The organism is Streptomyces marispadix, assembly GCF_022524345.1.
GTDB classification, from domain to species: Bacteria; Actinomycetota; Actinomycetes; order Streptomycetales; family Streptomycetaceae; genus Streptomyces; species Streptomyces marispadix.
Genome location: NZ_JAKWJU010000002.1, coordinates 2,321,782 through 2,336,221 on the forward strand (window position 1 = coordinate 2,321,782; position 14,440 = coordinate 2,336,221).

A 14,440-nucleotide genomic window follows, 5' to 3' on the forward strand; every position below is an offset into this window, starting at 1 on the left:
CGGGAGTTCAGCGGTCCGCGGAGGACGGCGCGGAGTCGTCGGAGGACGCCGGGGAGCCGCCGCCGCGTCCGGCGGGACGGCCCGCAGGGGCCTCGCCGTCGGCACGGCCCGCACGGTCCGCCTTGTCCACGCCGTCCCAGAGGTTCTGATACCAGGCACGGTCGGAGCCGCGGCCGACGGGACGCCGGGCGTCGCCCGTGCCGTCCGGCAGCGTGAAGCCCGTCTCGCCGGGCCGTACGAAGTGCAGGTGCCTGCGGGCCTGTTGCTCGACGTACGCCGGGTCCTGCCAGCGGGCACGCTCCTCGCGCAGCCGCTTGACCTGCTGACGTGCGTGCTCCGCCTGACGCTGCTGCTCGGCGATCTCCGTACGCTGCGAGACGTACTGGCGCATCGGATAGGCCAGGGCCACCACCAGCGAGCAGACGACGAGCGCAAGCACCGCGGCACGGCCGGTGAGGCGGCTACGGCGCGGGGCGCGCACGGTGCGGCCGCGGGCGCGGTAGACGCGTTCGGCGGCGCGGGTGCCGAGCGCCCTGAGTCTGGTCGCGGTGGAGAACCGATCCGCGGGCACGTTCCTCCCCTGTCCCCTTCTCATGTCCCCTTGCTCAGCCGTCCGGCAGTCGGGATGTCCGGCCGTCCATGGTGCCGGTGCGGGCCGACGCCCGGCGGACGGCCCCACCGGCCAGTGCCCGACGGCCCAAGCCACCGTACGGGAACCGCGGCGGGGACGGGCGCAGCGACGGCCGGTCCGCACCGCGGCGCAGGCCACGGCACGGACCGGCCGTGCGAAGAGCACGCCCCGTACAGCGGGAGCGGGCGGGGTGCGGCGCCGTCAGCCCTTGTAGCGGGGGAAGGCGCTGCGTCCCGCGTACACGGCGGCGTCGTCGAGGATCTCCTCGATGCGCAGCAACTGGTTGTACTTGGCGACGCGTTCGGAGCGGGCGGGGGCACCCGTCTTGATCTGACCGCAGTTGGTGGCCACGGCGAGGTCGGCGATCGTGACGTCCTCGGTCTCGCCGGAGCGGTGGGACATCATGCACTTGAAGCCGTTGCGCTGGGCGAGTTCCACGGCGTCGAGGGTCTCGGTGAGCGAGCCGATCTGGTTCACCTTCACCAGCAGGGCGTTCGCGGCGCCGTCCTCGATACCGCGGGAGAGCCGCTCCGGGTTGGTGACGAAGAGGTCGTCGCCGACGAGCTGGACCTTGCCGCCGAGCTTCTCCGTGATGGTCTGCCAGCCGTCCCAGTCGTCCTCGTACAGCGGGTCCTCGATGGAGACGAGCGGGTATGCGTCGACGAGTTCCGCGTAGTAGTCCGTCATCTCGGCGGCGGTGCGCTCCTTGCCCTCGAAGGAGTAGACGCCGTCCTTGTAGAACTCGGACGCGGCGACGTCGAGCGCGAGCGCGATGTCCTGCCCGATGGTGTAACCGGCCTTCTGCACGGCCTCGACGATGAGGTCGAGCGCCTCGCGGTTGGAGCCGAGGTTCGGCGCGAAGCCGCCCTCGTCGCCGAGGCCGGTGGCGAGACCGCGCTCCTTCAGTACGGACTTCAGCGCGTGGTACGTCTCGGCGCCCCAGCGCAGGGCCTCGGAGAAGGACTCCGCGCCGATCGGGGCGATCATGAACTCCTGGACGTCCACGTTGGAGTCCGCGTGGGAGCCGCCGTTGAGGATGTTCATCATCGGCACGGGCAGCATGTGCGCGTTGGGGCCGCCGAGGTAGCGGAAGAGCGGCAGGTCGGACGCCTCGGAGGCGGCGTGCGCGACGGCGAGCGAGACGCCGAGGATGGCGTTGGCGCCGAGCGAGGACTTGTCGGCCGTGGCGTCCAGGTCGAACATCGCCTGGTCGATGAGGCGCTGCTCGGTGGCGTCGTACCCCACCAGCTCCGGGCCGATCTGCTCGATGACGGCGAGGACGGCCTTCTCCACACCCTTGCCGCCGTAACGGCCCGTGTCACCGTCGCGCAGCTCCAGTGCCTCGAAGGCTCCGGTCGAGGCGCCCGACGGAACGGCAGCACGGCCGGTGCTGCCGTCGTCGAGTCCGACCTCGACCTCGACCGTGGGATTGCCTCGCGAGTCGAGGATCTCGCGGGCTACGACGACGTCGATGGACGGCACGAGGATCTCCTTCGTGAAGGGTCTGGCTTACTGCCCAGAGCCTAACGGGCGTGGGGTGGTGCCCCTGTCGGCCAGTCGTGTCGAGGGGTTGAACAGCGGGCGACGGAATGCGAAGGAAGCCTGCTCAGGGGTGTGCGAGGGACGCCCGGAATTTGTTTGGGAGGGGAAGAAAATGGCGCGGGGGCGAGCGACCGCGACCGGTGGGAAGGAGCCGCAGCGGGCGGCCGGGCGGCGAGTTTCCCGCGAGGCGTGCCGGGGCCGGGAGCCGCGGCGGAGGCGTCAGAGGCGGAGTTCCTGGCCGGTGATGATGAGGCAGGGGTCGGAGCCGATGACGTCGCGGTTGCGCTCGTACAGCTCCCGCCAACCGCCCTTGACGTGCTGCTCCTCCGCGATGCCGGAGAGCGAATCCCCGTGCTCGACGCGGTATTCGCCGTTGCCCTGGCCGTCCGAGCCCGTACCGCTGTCGCCGCTGTCCGTGCCGGAGCCGCCGTCCTCCGCGTCGCCGCGGCCGTCGCTCTCGTCGCGGGAGGGGTGACTGGCGGAATCGTCGGGGCTCGTGGGGTCGTCCGGGTCGTACGACGAGCCGCCGTCGCCGGCGGAGCCGGACGGGTCGGGGGACTCGGAAGGCTCGGTGGTCTCCCCGGAGCCGGTGTCCCCGCTCTCGTCCTCCGGCGCATCCGGCGACGGCGAGGTGGGGTACGGGCGTTCGGCCACGGGGCCGTCCGCGACCTCGGAGCCGTCCGGGTCCACGTCCGGCGACCCCTCCGAGTCCTGTGAGAGCCCCGTGCTCTCCGCGCAGTCGCCGAAGGACTCGGTGCCCTCCTCGTCCAGCAGGCTCTCCGCCACCGTTATCTGCTGGTCGCGGCTGGCGAGATCGGGACGCTCGGCGTACTCCTTGCCGCCGTACTGCTCCCACGTCTCCTGGTCCAACTGGAGCCCGCCGTAGTAGCCGTTGTCCTCGTTGGCGCTCCACAGGCCGCCGCTCTCGCACTCCGCGACCGCGTCCCAGGTGGTGTTGTCCGCCGCGCTCGCCGTCGTCGCACCGAGCAGCGGAAGGACGAGGCCTGCTCCCGTGACGCCTGCCGCGACCATGAAGTCGGGGGCCTGGCGGGGGCGTCGGTGGCGCCCGTTCCCGGAAAGCAGGGGCGGCATGTGGTGACCTCTCGTATGGGCGCGGGAGTTGCTACGTCGCTTGCGTGGGGCAGGTGCGTGTGTGCTGGTGCCGGTGGCGTGGTGCGCGGTACGTGACGGCGTGGTGCGTAGTGCGTAGTGCGTAGTGCGTAGTGCGCGGTGCGTGGTGCGAGTGGGGTGGCGCCCTCGGCGGCTTTCGCTGCCTGGGGCGGCCGGTGGTACAGGGCGTGGTGCGCCTTGAGTTCACATGACTGAGCCGTCGCTGGGTCCGGACGTAGGACGTCCGGCGAGCGGCGAGCGGCTCGGCTGCCGCCCGAAGGTAGCTTCCGGATGTTCATCATCACAAGGTGGTGTCACGCACATCACGTGAAAGTCACACCCGCGACTCGTGTCACATCTGTCGCGCTGTTTAGTCCCGTTCGGGCTGCTCCGGGGCGAACTCCACGGGCAGCGTGCGCAGTCCACGCATGATGAGACCGCCGCGCCATCGCAGATCCGTGGCCGGAACGGCCAGCCGCACATCGGGAAGTCGCCGCAGCAGAGCGCCCAGCGCGACCCGGCCCTCCAGCCGCGCGAGCGGCGCGCCAAGGCAGTAGTGGATGCCGTGGCCGTAGCCCAAGTGCTGGTTGTCACGGCGCCGTAGGTCGAGTACGTCCGGATCAACGAACTTGTCCGGATCCCTGTCCGCCGCGGCCAGCACCACCAGCACCGGCTCTCCCGTCGAGATGCGTACACCGCCGATCTCCAGCGGCCGGGTGGCGAATCGCCAAGTGGCGATCTCCACCGGCCCGTCGTAGCGCAGCAGTTCCTCGACGGCGGTGGCGAGCAGACCGTCGTCGCCGGAGGTCACGGCCTCGCTCAGCAGGGCTCGCTGCTCCGGGTGCCGGAGCAGTGCGTACGTGCCGTTCCCGATGAGGTTGACCGTCGTCTCGAAGCCCGCGAAGAGCAGGATGAAGGCCATCGCCGCGGCCTCGTTCCCGGTGAGGTGCTCGCCGTGGTCGCTCGCGCGGATCAGCCCCGAGATCAGGTCCTCGCCCGGCTTCTCCCTTTTGCGGTGGATGAGTTCGGCGAGATAGGCGCGCATCCTCTTCACCGCGCGGCCGACGCCGCCGCGCGGCGGGCCCGGCTCCCCCGGCTTGTGGTGGCGCAGCATCATGCCCGCCCAGTCGCGGAAGTCGTCCTGGTCCTCGGCCGGTACGCCGAGCATGTCGCAGATCGCGTAGATGGGCAGCGGGAAGGCGAACTCGTGAATGAGGTCCGCCTCGCCCCGCGTTGCGAAGCCGTCGATGAGCCGGTCTGTCAACTCCCGTACACGCGGCTCGAATTCGGCCACCCGCGCGGGCGTGAACGCCTTGGAGACGAGTCGGCGGAGCCGCGTGTGGTCCGGCGGATCGATGTTGAGCAGGTGCGTCATCAGGTTCGCGCTGCGCTCGCCGGGGATGCCGACCTTGCCCTTGCCGTGGGCGGAGGTCTCGTGGTGGTGCACGGGGTTCTTGCTGAGCCGCTGGTCTGCGAGGGCCTGCCGGGCGTCGGCGTAGCGGGTCACCAGCCATGCCTCGACGCCGCTGGGCAGCTCGGTCCGCCGTACGGGCGCGTGCTCGCGGAGCCAGGCGTAGGCGGGGTAGGGGTCGGCGGCGAACTCCCAGTCGAAGAGCGGGGGCATGGGCGGGGAGGGTGAGGACGCGGGCTCCGGGGCGTGGGCGTGGGCGTCGGGGCTGGTGCCGGGGGTGGTACCAGGAGGGGTCCCGGGGGTGGGGGCGTCGGTCATGTCGGGCGCGCGGTGAGGCGGGCGCGGGGCATGGGCGCCGGGGTGTCCGAGTAGGCGGTGGGGTGCGGATGCGCGGTGGCGTGCGAGTACACCGTGGCGTGCGAGTACACCGTGGCGTGCGAGTACGCCATGGCGTGAGCGCGGGGATTGCGGGCCGTTTGTTGCACGGGGCGACGCTAGCGGGTGGGGGCGGGAGGGGGTGACGGGCGGGGTCGCGTGAGACGGGGCGGGGGCGGTCGAGGTCCGGGGCGGAGGCGCACGGAGGCCGGGGGCCGGGGGCGCACGGAGGCCGGGGCCCGGAGGCGCACCCAAAGCCGGGACGGGGCCGACGGGCAGGCGAAGAGGCCGGGCGGAGGCGCACTAAGGCCGGGACGCGGCTGGGGCGGCGTTCTGTGCGTCAGTGGTGACCGAGGCCGCCGCTGCCGAACCCGCCGCTGCTGCCCTCGTCCCACTTGGGCCTGGGCTGCTCATGCTCTCCGGGGTGGCTGTCGGAGTCGTAGTCCTTGAAGTCGTACGGCATACGGCGCTCACCGTCGTGCGGCACCTCATCGGGAACCCGGTGCCTGGTCTCGTACTCCTGAGGCGAGTTCGGGCCCTTCTCGCCGGGGCTGGACGGGCGCTGATCGCCCCGGGCCCGGATACGGATGCCGTAGGCGACGGCCGCGATCAGGCCGATGACGACCACGAGGCCCGCGATGAACGGTGCGATGCCTACGAGCAGGTCACGCTCGGCGGCCACGAGCACCGGCAACGTCTCGGATGCGGTCTGTATGGCGTACATGCCGCTCGGGTACCCCGGCCTCGGCCGCTATGCCGGTGGGGTGGCGGCGAAAGGCGAGGCGGGTGTGGGCGGGACGAGGTGGGGTGAGCCGGGCGAAGTGGGGCGCCATGCGGCGGCGTGGGCGAGATGGACGAGGTGGACGAGGCGAGCGCCGGAAGCGGGCCGGAGCCGGGGCGCTGCTCTGGAGCGAGAGCGGTGCTCTATGCGCAGCACCGCTCTGGTGAGGGTCAAGCGTGCGGGCTCTGCGTGCGGGGAGGGCGTGGGGCGCGCTGCTCGTGGTGAACACCGGTCTCCTGGAAGTACGGCGCTCCGCTTCGAGAGCACTGCTCGCGGCAAGGCACCGCCGCACGGCCCGCGAGAAGAGCACCGCTCCACTCAGCGAGCGCCGATTGTTGAGCACTGCCCCAGCCATGACGAGCGACCGCTCCGCAAGAACACCGGCCACGAACGAGAGCACCGCTCCGCCGCTGGAGCGCCGATCACGCAAACCGCGCCCCCAGACCACCGCGTCCCCCGCGAGAACACCGCCCCGCAGCGCAGCGCCAGAGAACAGCGGTCACTTCGCAGAGCACCGCTCTCACCCCGGGCCACCGCTCTCGCGCTCGCCCTCCCCCCGCGCGACCTCGTCCGCATCCGCTGCTTCGCCTTCGCCCCCGCCCTGCAATCCCTCCGCCGCCCGGATCGCGTCGCGGTAGGTGCGGGCCGCTACGCGGAGGGCGGTTTCCGGGTCGACGCCCTGGGACTCGGCGCGTACGGCGAGGGCGAGCAGTTCGTAGCCGATGCCGCCCGGATCCGCTGACGTCCCCGGCCCGGCGGGCGGCGCCCCAGAACCCGGGCCCGCCGCCTGCCCGGCGGTCACTCCCGACCCGTCGGCCGCACGGTCCGCCCCGCCCGGGTGCGGCACCTCCAGTCCGGCCAGGCGGACGCGTTGGGCCAGCTTCGCGGGGCCAGGGCCAGGGCGGGCTGTCCCAGGGGGATGCCCTCGGTCACGGAGTCCCGTCGCTTCTCGGCGGCCTTGGTGCGGAGCCAGTGTTCGCGTACGTCGTCCGCCGTGGCCGCCTGTTCCTCGCCGAAGACATGCGGGTGCCGGTGGATCAGCTTCTCCACGATGCCGCCCGCCACATCGTCGATGGAGAACGGCTCCTCCGGGTCCTCCTGTGCGATGCGGGCGTGGAAGGCCACTTGGAGCAGCACGTCCCCCAACTCCTCGCACAGGGCGCCTCGGTCGCCCTCCTCGATCGCCTCGACGAGTTCGTACATCTCCTCGATGCCGTACTTGACGAGCCCCTCATGGGTGCGGGCGCCGCTCCACGGGCAGTGGGTGCGGATGCTGTCCATGACCTGTACGAGATCGAGGAGGCGTGCGCCGGGGAGGTCGTAGGAGCCGGGCAGCAGCTCCAGTTCGGGCATCGCCGCCCGGCCCGATCCGGCCAGCGCCGCCAGTCCGTCCGTGAGTGCGGGTTCGCCCTCCGCGGCGGCGATGACGACGGTGGTACGTCCTGCCGTGCATTCGCCGACCAGTTCGCGGGCCGTCGGCAGTTCGCCGGTGGTGACGTGGACGCCTGCCTCACGGACGTATGGGAGCTGAGGGTGTTCGGGGTCGCCGCATACGACGTGGTCGGCGGAGCGCAGCGCCTCCCAGGCAGGCCAGGACAGCAGTCCGGGTGCCACCCGGTGGCTGGTGGTGAGGAGGACGATGCGGCCGATGCGGTCGGGGTGCGGCGAAGAAGCGTTCACGGGTCGAACGTAACGCAGGGTCCCCAGGTCCCCGCCTCCGGCCGAAGTCCCGCCCGGCAGCCGCCCCTGGTCGGCAGCCCCCCTGCTCGGGAGCCGCCCCAGCGCATGGCCGTCCCCGCGACGCGGCCCAGCGGCGTGCAGGCCCGGGCAGGCGGAGTCCGCCCGCGATCCAGGGTCCGTGACCCGGAGTCCGTGACCCGGGAGTGCGTGACCCGGAGTCCGTGATCCGGCGTCTGTGATCCGGAGTCCGGCCCACCGCTCCGGCCGCGACTCCGCCCGCACCCCCGCTACGTCACATCGGCGGCTGCGCCTGCTGCTGTTGCTCGCGGTCCTGCTGCTTGCCGGTGAGGTCGCGCAGCCACGGCTCCGTCTCGTTGCCGAGGGTGGACGCCTCCACGTTCCACTTGCCGTAGCGGGGATTGACGGAGATGTGCAGGTCCTTGGAGGTCTCGGAGAACTTCTTCCGCAGGGCCGCGTTGCCCTGCGGCGTGCGGGGATCGATGTTCTCCGCCTTCGAGATCTTGTCGACGGCGACCTGCATGCGCATCCAGTCGTCGATCTGCGAGGGGGCCACGGCCTGCTGCTGGAGCAGCGCGTCCTTCAACTGCTTCTCGCCGCCTGCCTGCTTGCGCAGTTGGGCGTGGTACTTGCCGACTTCGCGACGTGTGACGGAGACGCCGGCGTCCTTCGCGGCCTTCTCCACGATGCGTTCGCGGATCAGGCCGTCGAGGGCGGCACGCGTCAACTGCCCGCTGCCCTTGACCAGCTCCGCGCCGTGCGGCGCCGCGCGCTGCGCGTCGCGCACCGCCTTCACCTTCGCCTGGAGCTGGCCCATGGTGATGCGCTCGCCGCCCGTCACGGCGGCGGCACCGGGGTGCGCGTCGTCGCCGCACCCGGTGAGCAGCGGCGCTGCGACGAGCAGCGTCACCGCACCGCTGAGGGTGAGCGTTGACCTGCGACGACGGCTTCCTGTGGTGCTGCTGTGCATCGAGACTCCCGGACGGCGGCTAGGGGCGTGCGACGGTTGTGCACGACCTCGGCGTTGATCGATGTTAAGTAGTCAAGGTGGTTGAGACCACCGCTTCGGCTCTCTTCCCGGCAACGGTTCGGGGTGAACCGGGCGGTTTCGGCGCCGGTCACGCCTCCGCGCTTCTCGCCCCGCTTCCCCTCGCCCAGGCACCCGGCCGCCTGGCGCCGGGCCCTGTGACCTCCGGTCCACGAGCATCCGGCTCAGGGCACCGAAGCGTTCAGCTCCGCCGTGGCCGACAGGTCCTGCCGTAGGCGACGTTACGCCGTCGTCGTCACCGCGACCGCGCTGGCCCTCTCCTTGCCGTCGCCCTCGCTCACGGCGCCCCAGGCCGCACCCCGCACGGCAACGCCCGCCCTACGCATCCGGCGTCGGCGGTCACGGCCCCAAGTCCCATGACTCCTGCGGCGGTTCAGAGAGCGGCGAACGGAAAGCGCGGGCCGCTGCCCGGCTGGGCTGCCCCGTCCCTCGGGCGGTTGGGCTGCCCCGTCCCTCGGGCGCCTTCGCCGTCTCGGCCGCGAAACGCTCTGCACCCCGTCGACCTCGTCGACCGGTCCCGTACGGACCCCTGGCAACCGGAGGCGGGCGCACGGGAGTCGACGGCGCCGGTGCACTGCCCGGCGCGGCACTCCTCCCCGCTCCGCGCTCCGCCTCGGACGCCCGGCCCGCCCACGGCCGGACTTCCGAACCGCCCCGTATATGTCCGCGCCGGAGGCGAGGGGGCCGGCCGACCGGCCGGAAGCCGGACGGGAAGATCCCGGTACGCCGGGGCCCCGCGCGGCGTCACGCCCCCGGCACGGTGGTGAGGAACTCCCCGACCCATGCCAGCAGTTCGCGCCCCACCACCGGCTTGCCGCCGATGCCGCCCGCCTTCGGCCGCGGCACCAGCACCTGGCGGCTCGCCTGCTTGATCACCGAGCGCGGATAGACGCGCTTGAGGCGCAGCTCCTGCGATTCGCGCAGCTCCACGGGCGAGAAGCGGACGTTGGCGCCCTGGAGGGTGATGTCCGTGATGCCGCACGAGCGGGCGAGCATGCGCAGGCCCGCGACGAGCAGCAGGTTCTCCACCGGTTCGGGCAACGGCCCGTAGCGGTCGGCGAGTTCCTCCCTCACGGCCGCGATGTCCTCCTCGGAGTTGGCGGAGGCGATGGCCCGGTACGCCTGGAGCCGCAGCCGTTCGCCGGGCGCGTAGTCGTGGGGGACGTGCGCGTCGACGGGCAGTTCGATCTTGACCTCCAGCGGGGCCTCCTCGACCTGGCCTCCCTGCTCCAGGGCGTTGCGGTAGTCGGCGACCGCCTCGCCGACCATCCGTACGTAGAGGTCGAAGCCGACGCCCGCGATATGGCCGGACTGCTCACCGCCGAGCAGGTTGCCCGCGCCGCGGATCTCCAGGTCCTTCATCGCGACGTACATGCCCGCGCCCATCTCGGTGTGCTGTGCGATGGTCGCGAGCCGTTCGTGCGCGGTCTCCGTGAGCGGCTTCTCGGGCGGGTAGAGGAAGTAGGCGTAGCCGCGTTCCCTGCCCCGGCCGACTCGTCCGCGTAGCTGATGGAGCTGTGAGAGGCCGAAGTTGTCGCCGCGTTCGACGATGAGGGTGTTGGCGTTGGAGATGTCGATGCCGTTCTCGACGATCGTCGTGGCGACCAGCACATCGGACTTCTTCTCCCAGAAGTCGACGACCACCTGCTCCAGCGCCTGCTCCGACATCTGACCGTGTGCGGTGGCGATGCGTGCCTCCGGCACGATCTGGCGCAGCCGGGCCGCCGCGCGCTCGATGGACTCCACACGGTTGTGGATGTAGAAGACCTGGCCGTCGCGCAGCAGTTCACGCCTGATCGCGGCGCCCATCTGCTTCTCCTCGTAGGGCCCTACGAAGGTCAGCACCGGATGGCGCTCCTCGGGCGGAGTGGTGATCGTCGACATCTCGCGGATGCCGGTGACGGCCATCTCAAGGGTGCGGGGGATGGGGGTGGCGGACATGCTGAGCACGTCCACGTTCGCCCGCAGCTTCTTGAGCTGCTCCTTGTGCTCCACGCCGAAGCGCTGCTCCTCGTCGACGATGAGCAGCCCGAGGTCCTTGAAGCGGGTGTCGGATGAGAAGAGGCGGTGCGTGCCGATGACGACGTCGACCGTGCCGTCGCGCAATCCGTCGACGACCGCGCGGGCCTCGGACTCGGTCTGGAATCGGGACAGCGCCCTCACGTTGACGGGGAACTGCCCGTAGCGCTCGGTGAAGGTCGAGAAGTGCTGCTGGACGAGGAGCGTCGTGGGCACCAGAACGGCCACCTGCTTGCCGTCCTGCACCGCCTTGAACGCGGCACGCACCGCGATCTCCGTCTTGCCGTAGCCGACGTCGCCGCAGATCAGCCGGTCCATCGGCACGGACTTCTCCATGTCCTCCTTGACCTCGCCGATGGTGGTGAGCTGGTCGGGCGTCTCGGCGTAGGGGAAGGCGTCCTCAAGCTCCCGCTGCCAGGGCGAGTCCTGGCCGAAGGCGTAGCCGGGCGCTGCCATGCGGGCCGAGTACAGCTTGATCAGGTCGGCGGCGATCTCCTTGACGGCCTTCTTCGCCCGCGCCTTCGTCTTCGTCCAGTCGGCGCCGCCGAGGCGGTGCAGCGAGGGCTGTTCGCCGCCCACGTACTTGGTGACCTGTTCGAGCTGGTCCGTGGGTACGAAGAGGCGGTCGCCGGGCTGGCCGCGCTTGGCGGGGGCGTACTCCACGAGCAGATACTCGCGGGTGGCGCCCTGCACGGTGCGCTGGACCATCTCGACGTAGCGGCCCACGCCGTGCTGCTCGTGGACGATGTAGTCCCCGGGGGAGAGCGTGAGCGGGTCGATCTGCTTGCGGCGGCGCGCGGGCATGCGCGCGGCCTCGCGGCCGGCGGCCCGCTGCCCCGAGAGGTCGGTCTCGGTGAGCACGGCGAGCTTCAGGCCGGGGTCGACGAAGCCGTTGTCGAGGCAGCCGCGCGCCACGTGCACGACGGACGGGGCGATGGCGCCCAGGTCGCTCTCCTGCCGGGCGGGGATGCCCTCGCCGCTGAGGACCTCGACGGTACGCATGGCGGGGCCGTGCGCCTCGGTGATGTACACGCAGCGCCAGCCCGACGACAGCCACTCCTTGGTGTCGGCGAGGGCGCGGGCTGTGTCGCCGCGGTAGCTCTCGGGGGCGCGCATGCCGAGGCGCAGCACGTCGGCGCCGCCGTCGAAGTCGGCGTCGAAGTCCGCGTCCTCCGCGCCGCCGCCCTCGTCGCCGCCGGCACCGTCGCCGGCACCGTCGCCGGAAGCCGCACCGGGGCTGAAGGGGCTGACCGACCACCACATCATGCCCAGCTCGCGTGCCCGCTCGCGAAGGTCGGCGATGCCCCACAGCGAGGCCGCGCCGAGGTCGACGGGGGCCTCGCCCGCCTCGGACATCGCGGTGGCGCTCCACGACGCCTGAAGGAACTCCTGCGACGTGGCCACGAGGTCCGCCGCCCGCGTACGGACCCGCTCCGGGTCGCACACCAGCGCCATCGTCCCCTTGGGCATCACATCGAGCAGCAGCTCCATGTCGTCGACGAGTACGGGCGCGAGGGACTCCATGCCCTCGACTGCGATGCCCTCCGCGATCTTCCCGAGCAGTTCGCCCAGCGCGGGGTGCTCCTCGGCGAGGGCGGCTGCCCTGCGCCGCACATCGTCCGTCAGCAGCAGCTCGCGGCACGGCGGCGCCCACAGCCCGTGCTCGGCGGCCTCCAGGGAACGCTGGTCGGCGACGCGGAAGTAGCGGATCTCCTCGACCTCGTCGCCCCAGAACTCCACGCGCAGCGGGTGTTCCTCGGTGGGCGGGAAGACGTCGAGGATTCCGCCGCGTACGGCGAACTCGCCGCGCTTCTCCACGAGTTCGACCCGCGAGTACGCGGCGGCTGCGAGCGCGTCGACGATCTCTTCCATGTCGGTGCTCTGCCCCTGCCGCAGCGCGACCGGCTCCAGCTCCCCCAGCCCCTTGACCTGCGGCTGTAGCACGGACCGTACGGGCGCGACGACGACGCTGACGGGGCCGGTGCCCGCGTCGCCGTCCTCGTCGGGGTGCGCGAGGCGGCGCAGCACGGCGAGACGCCGCCCGACGGTGTCGGAACGCGGCGAGAGCCGCTCGTGCGGCAGCGTCTCCCACGACGGGTACTCCACGACGCCCTCGGGCGGCAGCAGCGAACGCAGCGACTCCGTGAGGTCCTCCGCCTCCCGGCCCGTGGCGGTCACGGCCAGCACGGGGCGTCCCGAGGAGCGCGCGAGGGCCGCGACTGCGAAGGGACGGGCGGCGGCGGGCCCGACAAGATCGACATGGTGCCGGTTGCCGTCGGCGGCGGCCTCGACGGCCTCCTGAAGCGCGGGGTCGCGCACGACGGCGTCGAGCAGTCCGGTGAGACTCATCTGGGGTGGCTTCCCGTCCGGAGGTGGGCAACGCGAACGCCCCGAAGCGGCGCGGCGCGGACGTTCCGGGGGGTTCCAAGCGTACGGCGGTCCGGCGACCGGCCGCGCCTCCGGTGGACTAGGTGGTAGGCTTAGTCCAGTGGTTAGTCTTCCTAGCCCGGACACAAGCTCCGGAGGGCGATTCCCGAAGGGCAAGCGCGGAGGACCATCCCGGAGGACGTTCCAGGAGGACATCGTGGAAGCGGCGAAGCCGTACAACGTGCACGAGGCGAAGACCCACTTCTCGCGCATTCTCGAACAGGTCGCCACGGGTGAGGAAGTCGTGATCAGCAAGGCGGGCGAGCCCGTGGCGAAGGTGGTCCCCCTGCGGCCCAAGGTGCAGCGGGCCGACCTGGGTTCGCTCCGGGGGCAGATTCACATCGCCGACGACTTCGACGAGCTGCCCGACGACATCGCCGACGCGTTCGGTATGCGCTGATGCGGCTTCTGCTCGACACCCACGTGCTGCTGTGGTGGCTCGACGACTCTCCTGAACTGTCGGACGAGACCAAGGAGTTGCTGCGTACAGAGCCCTCGGTCCACGTCAGTGCAATCTCACCCTGGGAGATTGCGATCAAGCAGTCCCTCGGGAAGATCAGAGGGCCTGAGGACCTGGCGGAGCGGGCGCGTGACTCCCAGTTCACGCCGCTGCCCGTGGGGGCCGGTCACGGCGTGCGCGCGGGCAAGCTGCCGCCGCACCACCGCGACCCCTTCGACAGGGTTCTCATCGCCCAGGCTCAGATCGAGGGCATGACTCTGGTGACCCGCGACAAGTGGATGCAGCAGTACGACGTGCAGATCCTTCCCGTCTGACACCGGGCACGGGCCGGGTGCGGGCCGGTGCGGACAGCAGCAGGCACCGGGGCCCTCGACCTCGTGGGTCTTACGGGACCGCCGGTGCCTCGGTGCCGCGTCGTGGCGACGGTACGGGAGCCGGTGCGGGTGTGCGGCGCGCTCGCCCCCGGTCAGCTCCAGGCCGCCGCCTGCCGTCTGCCGCCCGTCAGCGCGGGTAGGCGCAGATCGCGAAGACGCTGATCCCGACCGTGGAGCTGTTCGGCTGCCGTCCCAGGCCGATCCAGCCCCTGTTGTCGTCGGTGGGGAAGCTGCCGACCAGGATCGCCTCGTTGCCGCGGGCCTCGGCACCGCCGCCGAGCACCTTCTTGCCCCTGGGGCATGTCACGGTCCTGCGCTGGAAGTTGGGCACGTTCTCGTTCGCCAGCCGTACGACCTCGTAGCCGTGGATCTTGTCGTGACCGCCCGAGGACTTGACCGACCCGGTGGAGTCGGCCTGCGCCGTCCAGCCGCCTCCGGCCACGAGGGCCAGCGCCAGCGCGCTCACGCCGAGAATCCGGTTCCTTCTCATCTGTGCTCCTTTCCGGTCCTGCTGATTCGGGCCCGGCGATCACCGGACCCGAATCAGTATTAAGCGGACATTCG

At 71.6% G+C, this 14,440-nt stretch carries 10 protein-coding genes and 2 pseudogenes; 2 read left to right on the top strand and 10 right to left on the bottom strand.

Translation table 11 applies throughout. The features are described 5' to 3' along the window. Positions 1-106: 106 nt before the first annotated feature. The 9 genes and pseudogenes from MMA15_RS09835 to mfd form a co-directional block, all read right to left on the bottom strand. Positions 107-571: pseudogene (locus MMA15_RS09835) on the bottom strand (FtsB family cell division protein); the annotation flags it as partial. A 261-nt stretch (positions 572-832) separates the two neighbouring features. Beyond that, positions 833-2,113 carry a phosphopyruvate hydratase gene (eno, locus tag MMA15_RS09840; protein WP_241058733.1) on the bottom strand — a complete coding sequence of 427 codons (1,281 nt, stop codon included), beginning with the start codon at positions 2,111-2,113 and terminating at the stop codon, positions 833-835. A gap of 279 nt (positions 2,114-2,392) precedes the next feature. Then, positions 2,393-3,265: a transglycosylase family protein gene (locus MMA15_RS09845; RefSeq protein WP_241058734.1), complete on the bottom strand. Its 873-nt coding sequence runs from the start codon at positions 3,263-3,265 to the stop codon at positions 2,393-2,395. Positions 3,266-3,653: 388 nt separating this feature from the next. Next, on the bottom strand, positions 3,654-4,907 hold the full coding sequence (locus MMA15_RS09850) for a cytochrome P450 family protein (RefSeq protein ID WP_241058735.1): 1,254 nt from the start codon (positions 4,905-4,907) through the stop codon (positions 3,654-3,656). A gap of 101 nt (positions 4,908-5,008) precedes the next feature. Beyond that, positions 5,009-5,179: a hypothetical protein gene (locus tag MMA15_RS09855; protein ID WP_241058736.1), complete on the bottom strand. Its 171-nt coding sequence runs from the start codon at positions 5,177-5,179 to the stop codon at positions 5,009-5,011. 230 nt (positions 5,180-5,409) lie between these two features. Continuing rightward, a complete protein-coding gene (locus tag MMA15_RS09860; protein ID WP_241058737.1) occupies positions 5,410-5,793 on the bottom strand; it encodes a DUF6479 family protein in 384 nt (127 codons plus the stop codon). Between the two features lie 577 nt (positions 5,794-6,370). Then, positions 6,371-7,530: pseudogene (locus MMA15_RS09865) on the bottom strand (nucleoside triphosphate pyrophosphohydrolase). 292 nt (positions 7,531-7,822) lie between these two features. After that, a complete protein-coding gene (locus tag MMA15_RS09870) occupies positions 7,823-8,518 on the bottom strand; it encodes a SurA N-terminal domain-containing protein (protein ID WP_241058738.1) in 696 nt (231 codons plus the stop codon). 822 nt (positions 8,519-9,340) lie between these two features. Next, the gene (gene mfd / locus MMA15_RS09875) at positions 9,341-12,964 is read right to left on the bottom strand and encodes a transcription-repair coupling factor (protein WP_241058739.1); all 3,624 of its coding nucleotides are present in this window, start codon (positions 12,962-12,964) and stop codon (positions 9,341-9,343) included. Positions 12,965-13,199: 235 nt separating this feature from the next. Between mfd and MMA15_RS09880 the strand changes: the two genes are divergently transcribed. Beyond that, positions 13,200-13,442: a type II toxin-antitoxin system Phd/YefM family antitoxin gene (locus MMA15_RS09880; protein ID WP_241058740.1), complete on the top strand. Its 243-nt coding sequence runs from the start codon at positions 13,200-13,202 to the stop codon at positions 13,440-13,442. After that, complete coding sequence (locus MMA15_RS09885) at positions 13,442-13,816, top strand: type II toxin-antitoxin system VapC family toxin (RefSeq protein WP_241058741.1); 375 nt, start codon at positions 13,442-13,444, stop codon at positions 13,814-13,816. Before MMA15_RS09880 ends, MMA15_RS09885 begins: the two co-directional genes overlap by 1 nt. A 187-nt stretch (positions 13,817-14,003) precedes the next feature. On the opposite strand, the gene MMA15_RS09890 is transcribed toward MMA15_RS09885, so the two are convergent. Further along, entirely contained in the window at positions 14,004-14,366 is a 363-nt protein-coding gene (locus tag MMA15_RS09890) for a hypothetical protein (protein WP_241058742.1), read from the bottom strand. Between the last annotated feature and the right edge of the window lie 74 nt (positions 14,367-14,440).

Bases quoted from the DNA above. Each gene is read 5' to 3' on its own strand.
- MMA15_RS09845 (WP_241058734.1), bottom strand. From the start codon at position 3,265: ATGCCGCCCCTGCTTTCCGGGAACGGGCGCCACCGACGCCCCCGCCAG.
- MMA15_RS09850 (WP_241058735.1), bottom strand. From the start codon at position 4,907: ATGCCCCCGCTCTTCGACTGGGAGTTCGCCGCCGACCCCTACCCCGCC.
- MMA15_RS09860 (WP_241058737.1), bottom strand. From the start codon at position 5,793: ATGTACGCCATACAGACCGCATCCGAGACGTTGCCGGTGCTCGTGGCC.
- MMA15_RS09870 (WP_241058738.1), bottom strand. From the start codon at position 8,518: ATGCACAGCAGCACCACAGGAAGCCGTCGTCGCAGGTCAACGCTCACC.
- mfd (WP_241058739.1), bottom strand. From the start codon at position 12,964: ATGAGTCTCACCGGACTGCTCGACGCCGTCGTGCGCGACCCCGCGCTT.
- MMA15_RS09885 (WP_241058741.1), top strand. From the start codon at position 13,442: ATGCGGCTTCTGCTCGACACCCACGTGCTGCTGTGGTGGCTCGACGAC.
- MMA15_RS09890 (WP_241058742.1), bottom strand. From the start codon at position 14,366: ATGAGAAGGAACCGGATTCTCGGCGTGAGCGCGCTGGCGCTGGCCCTC.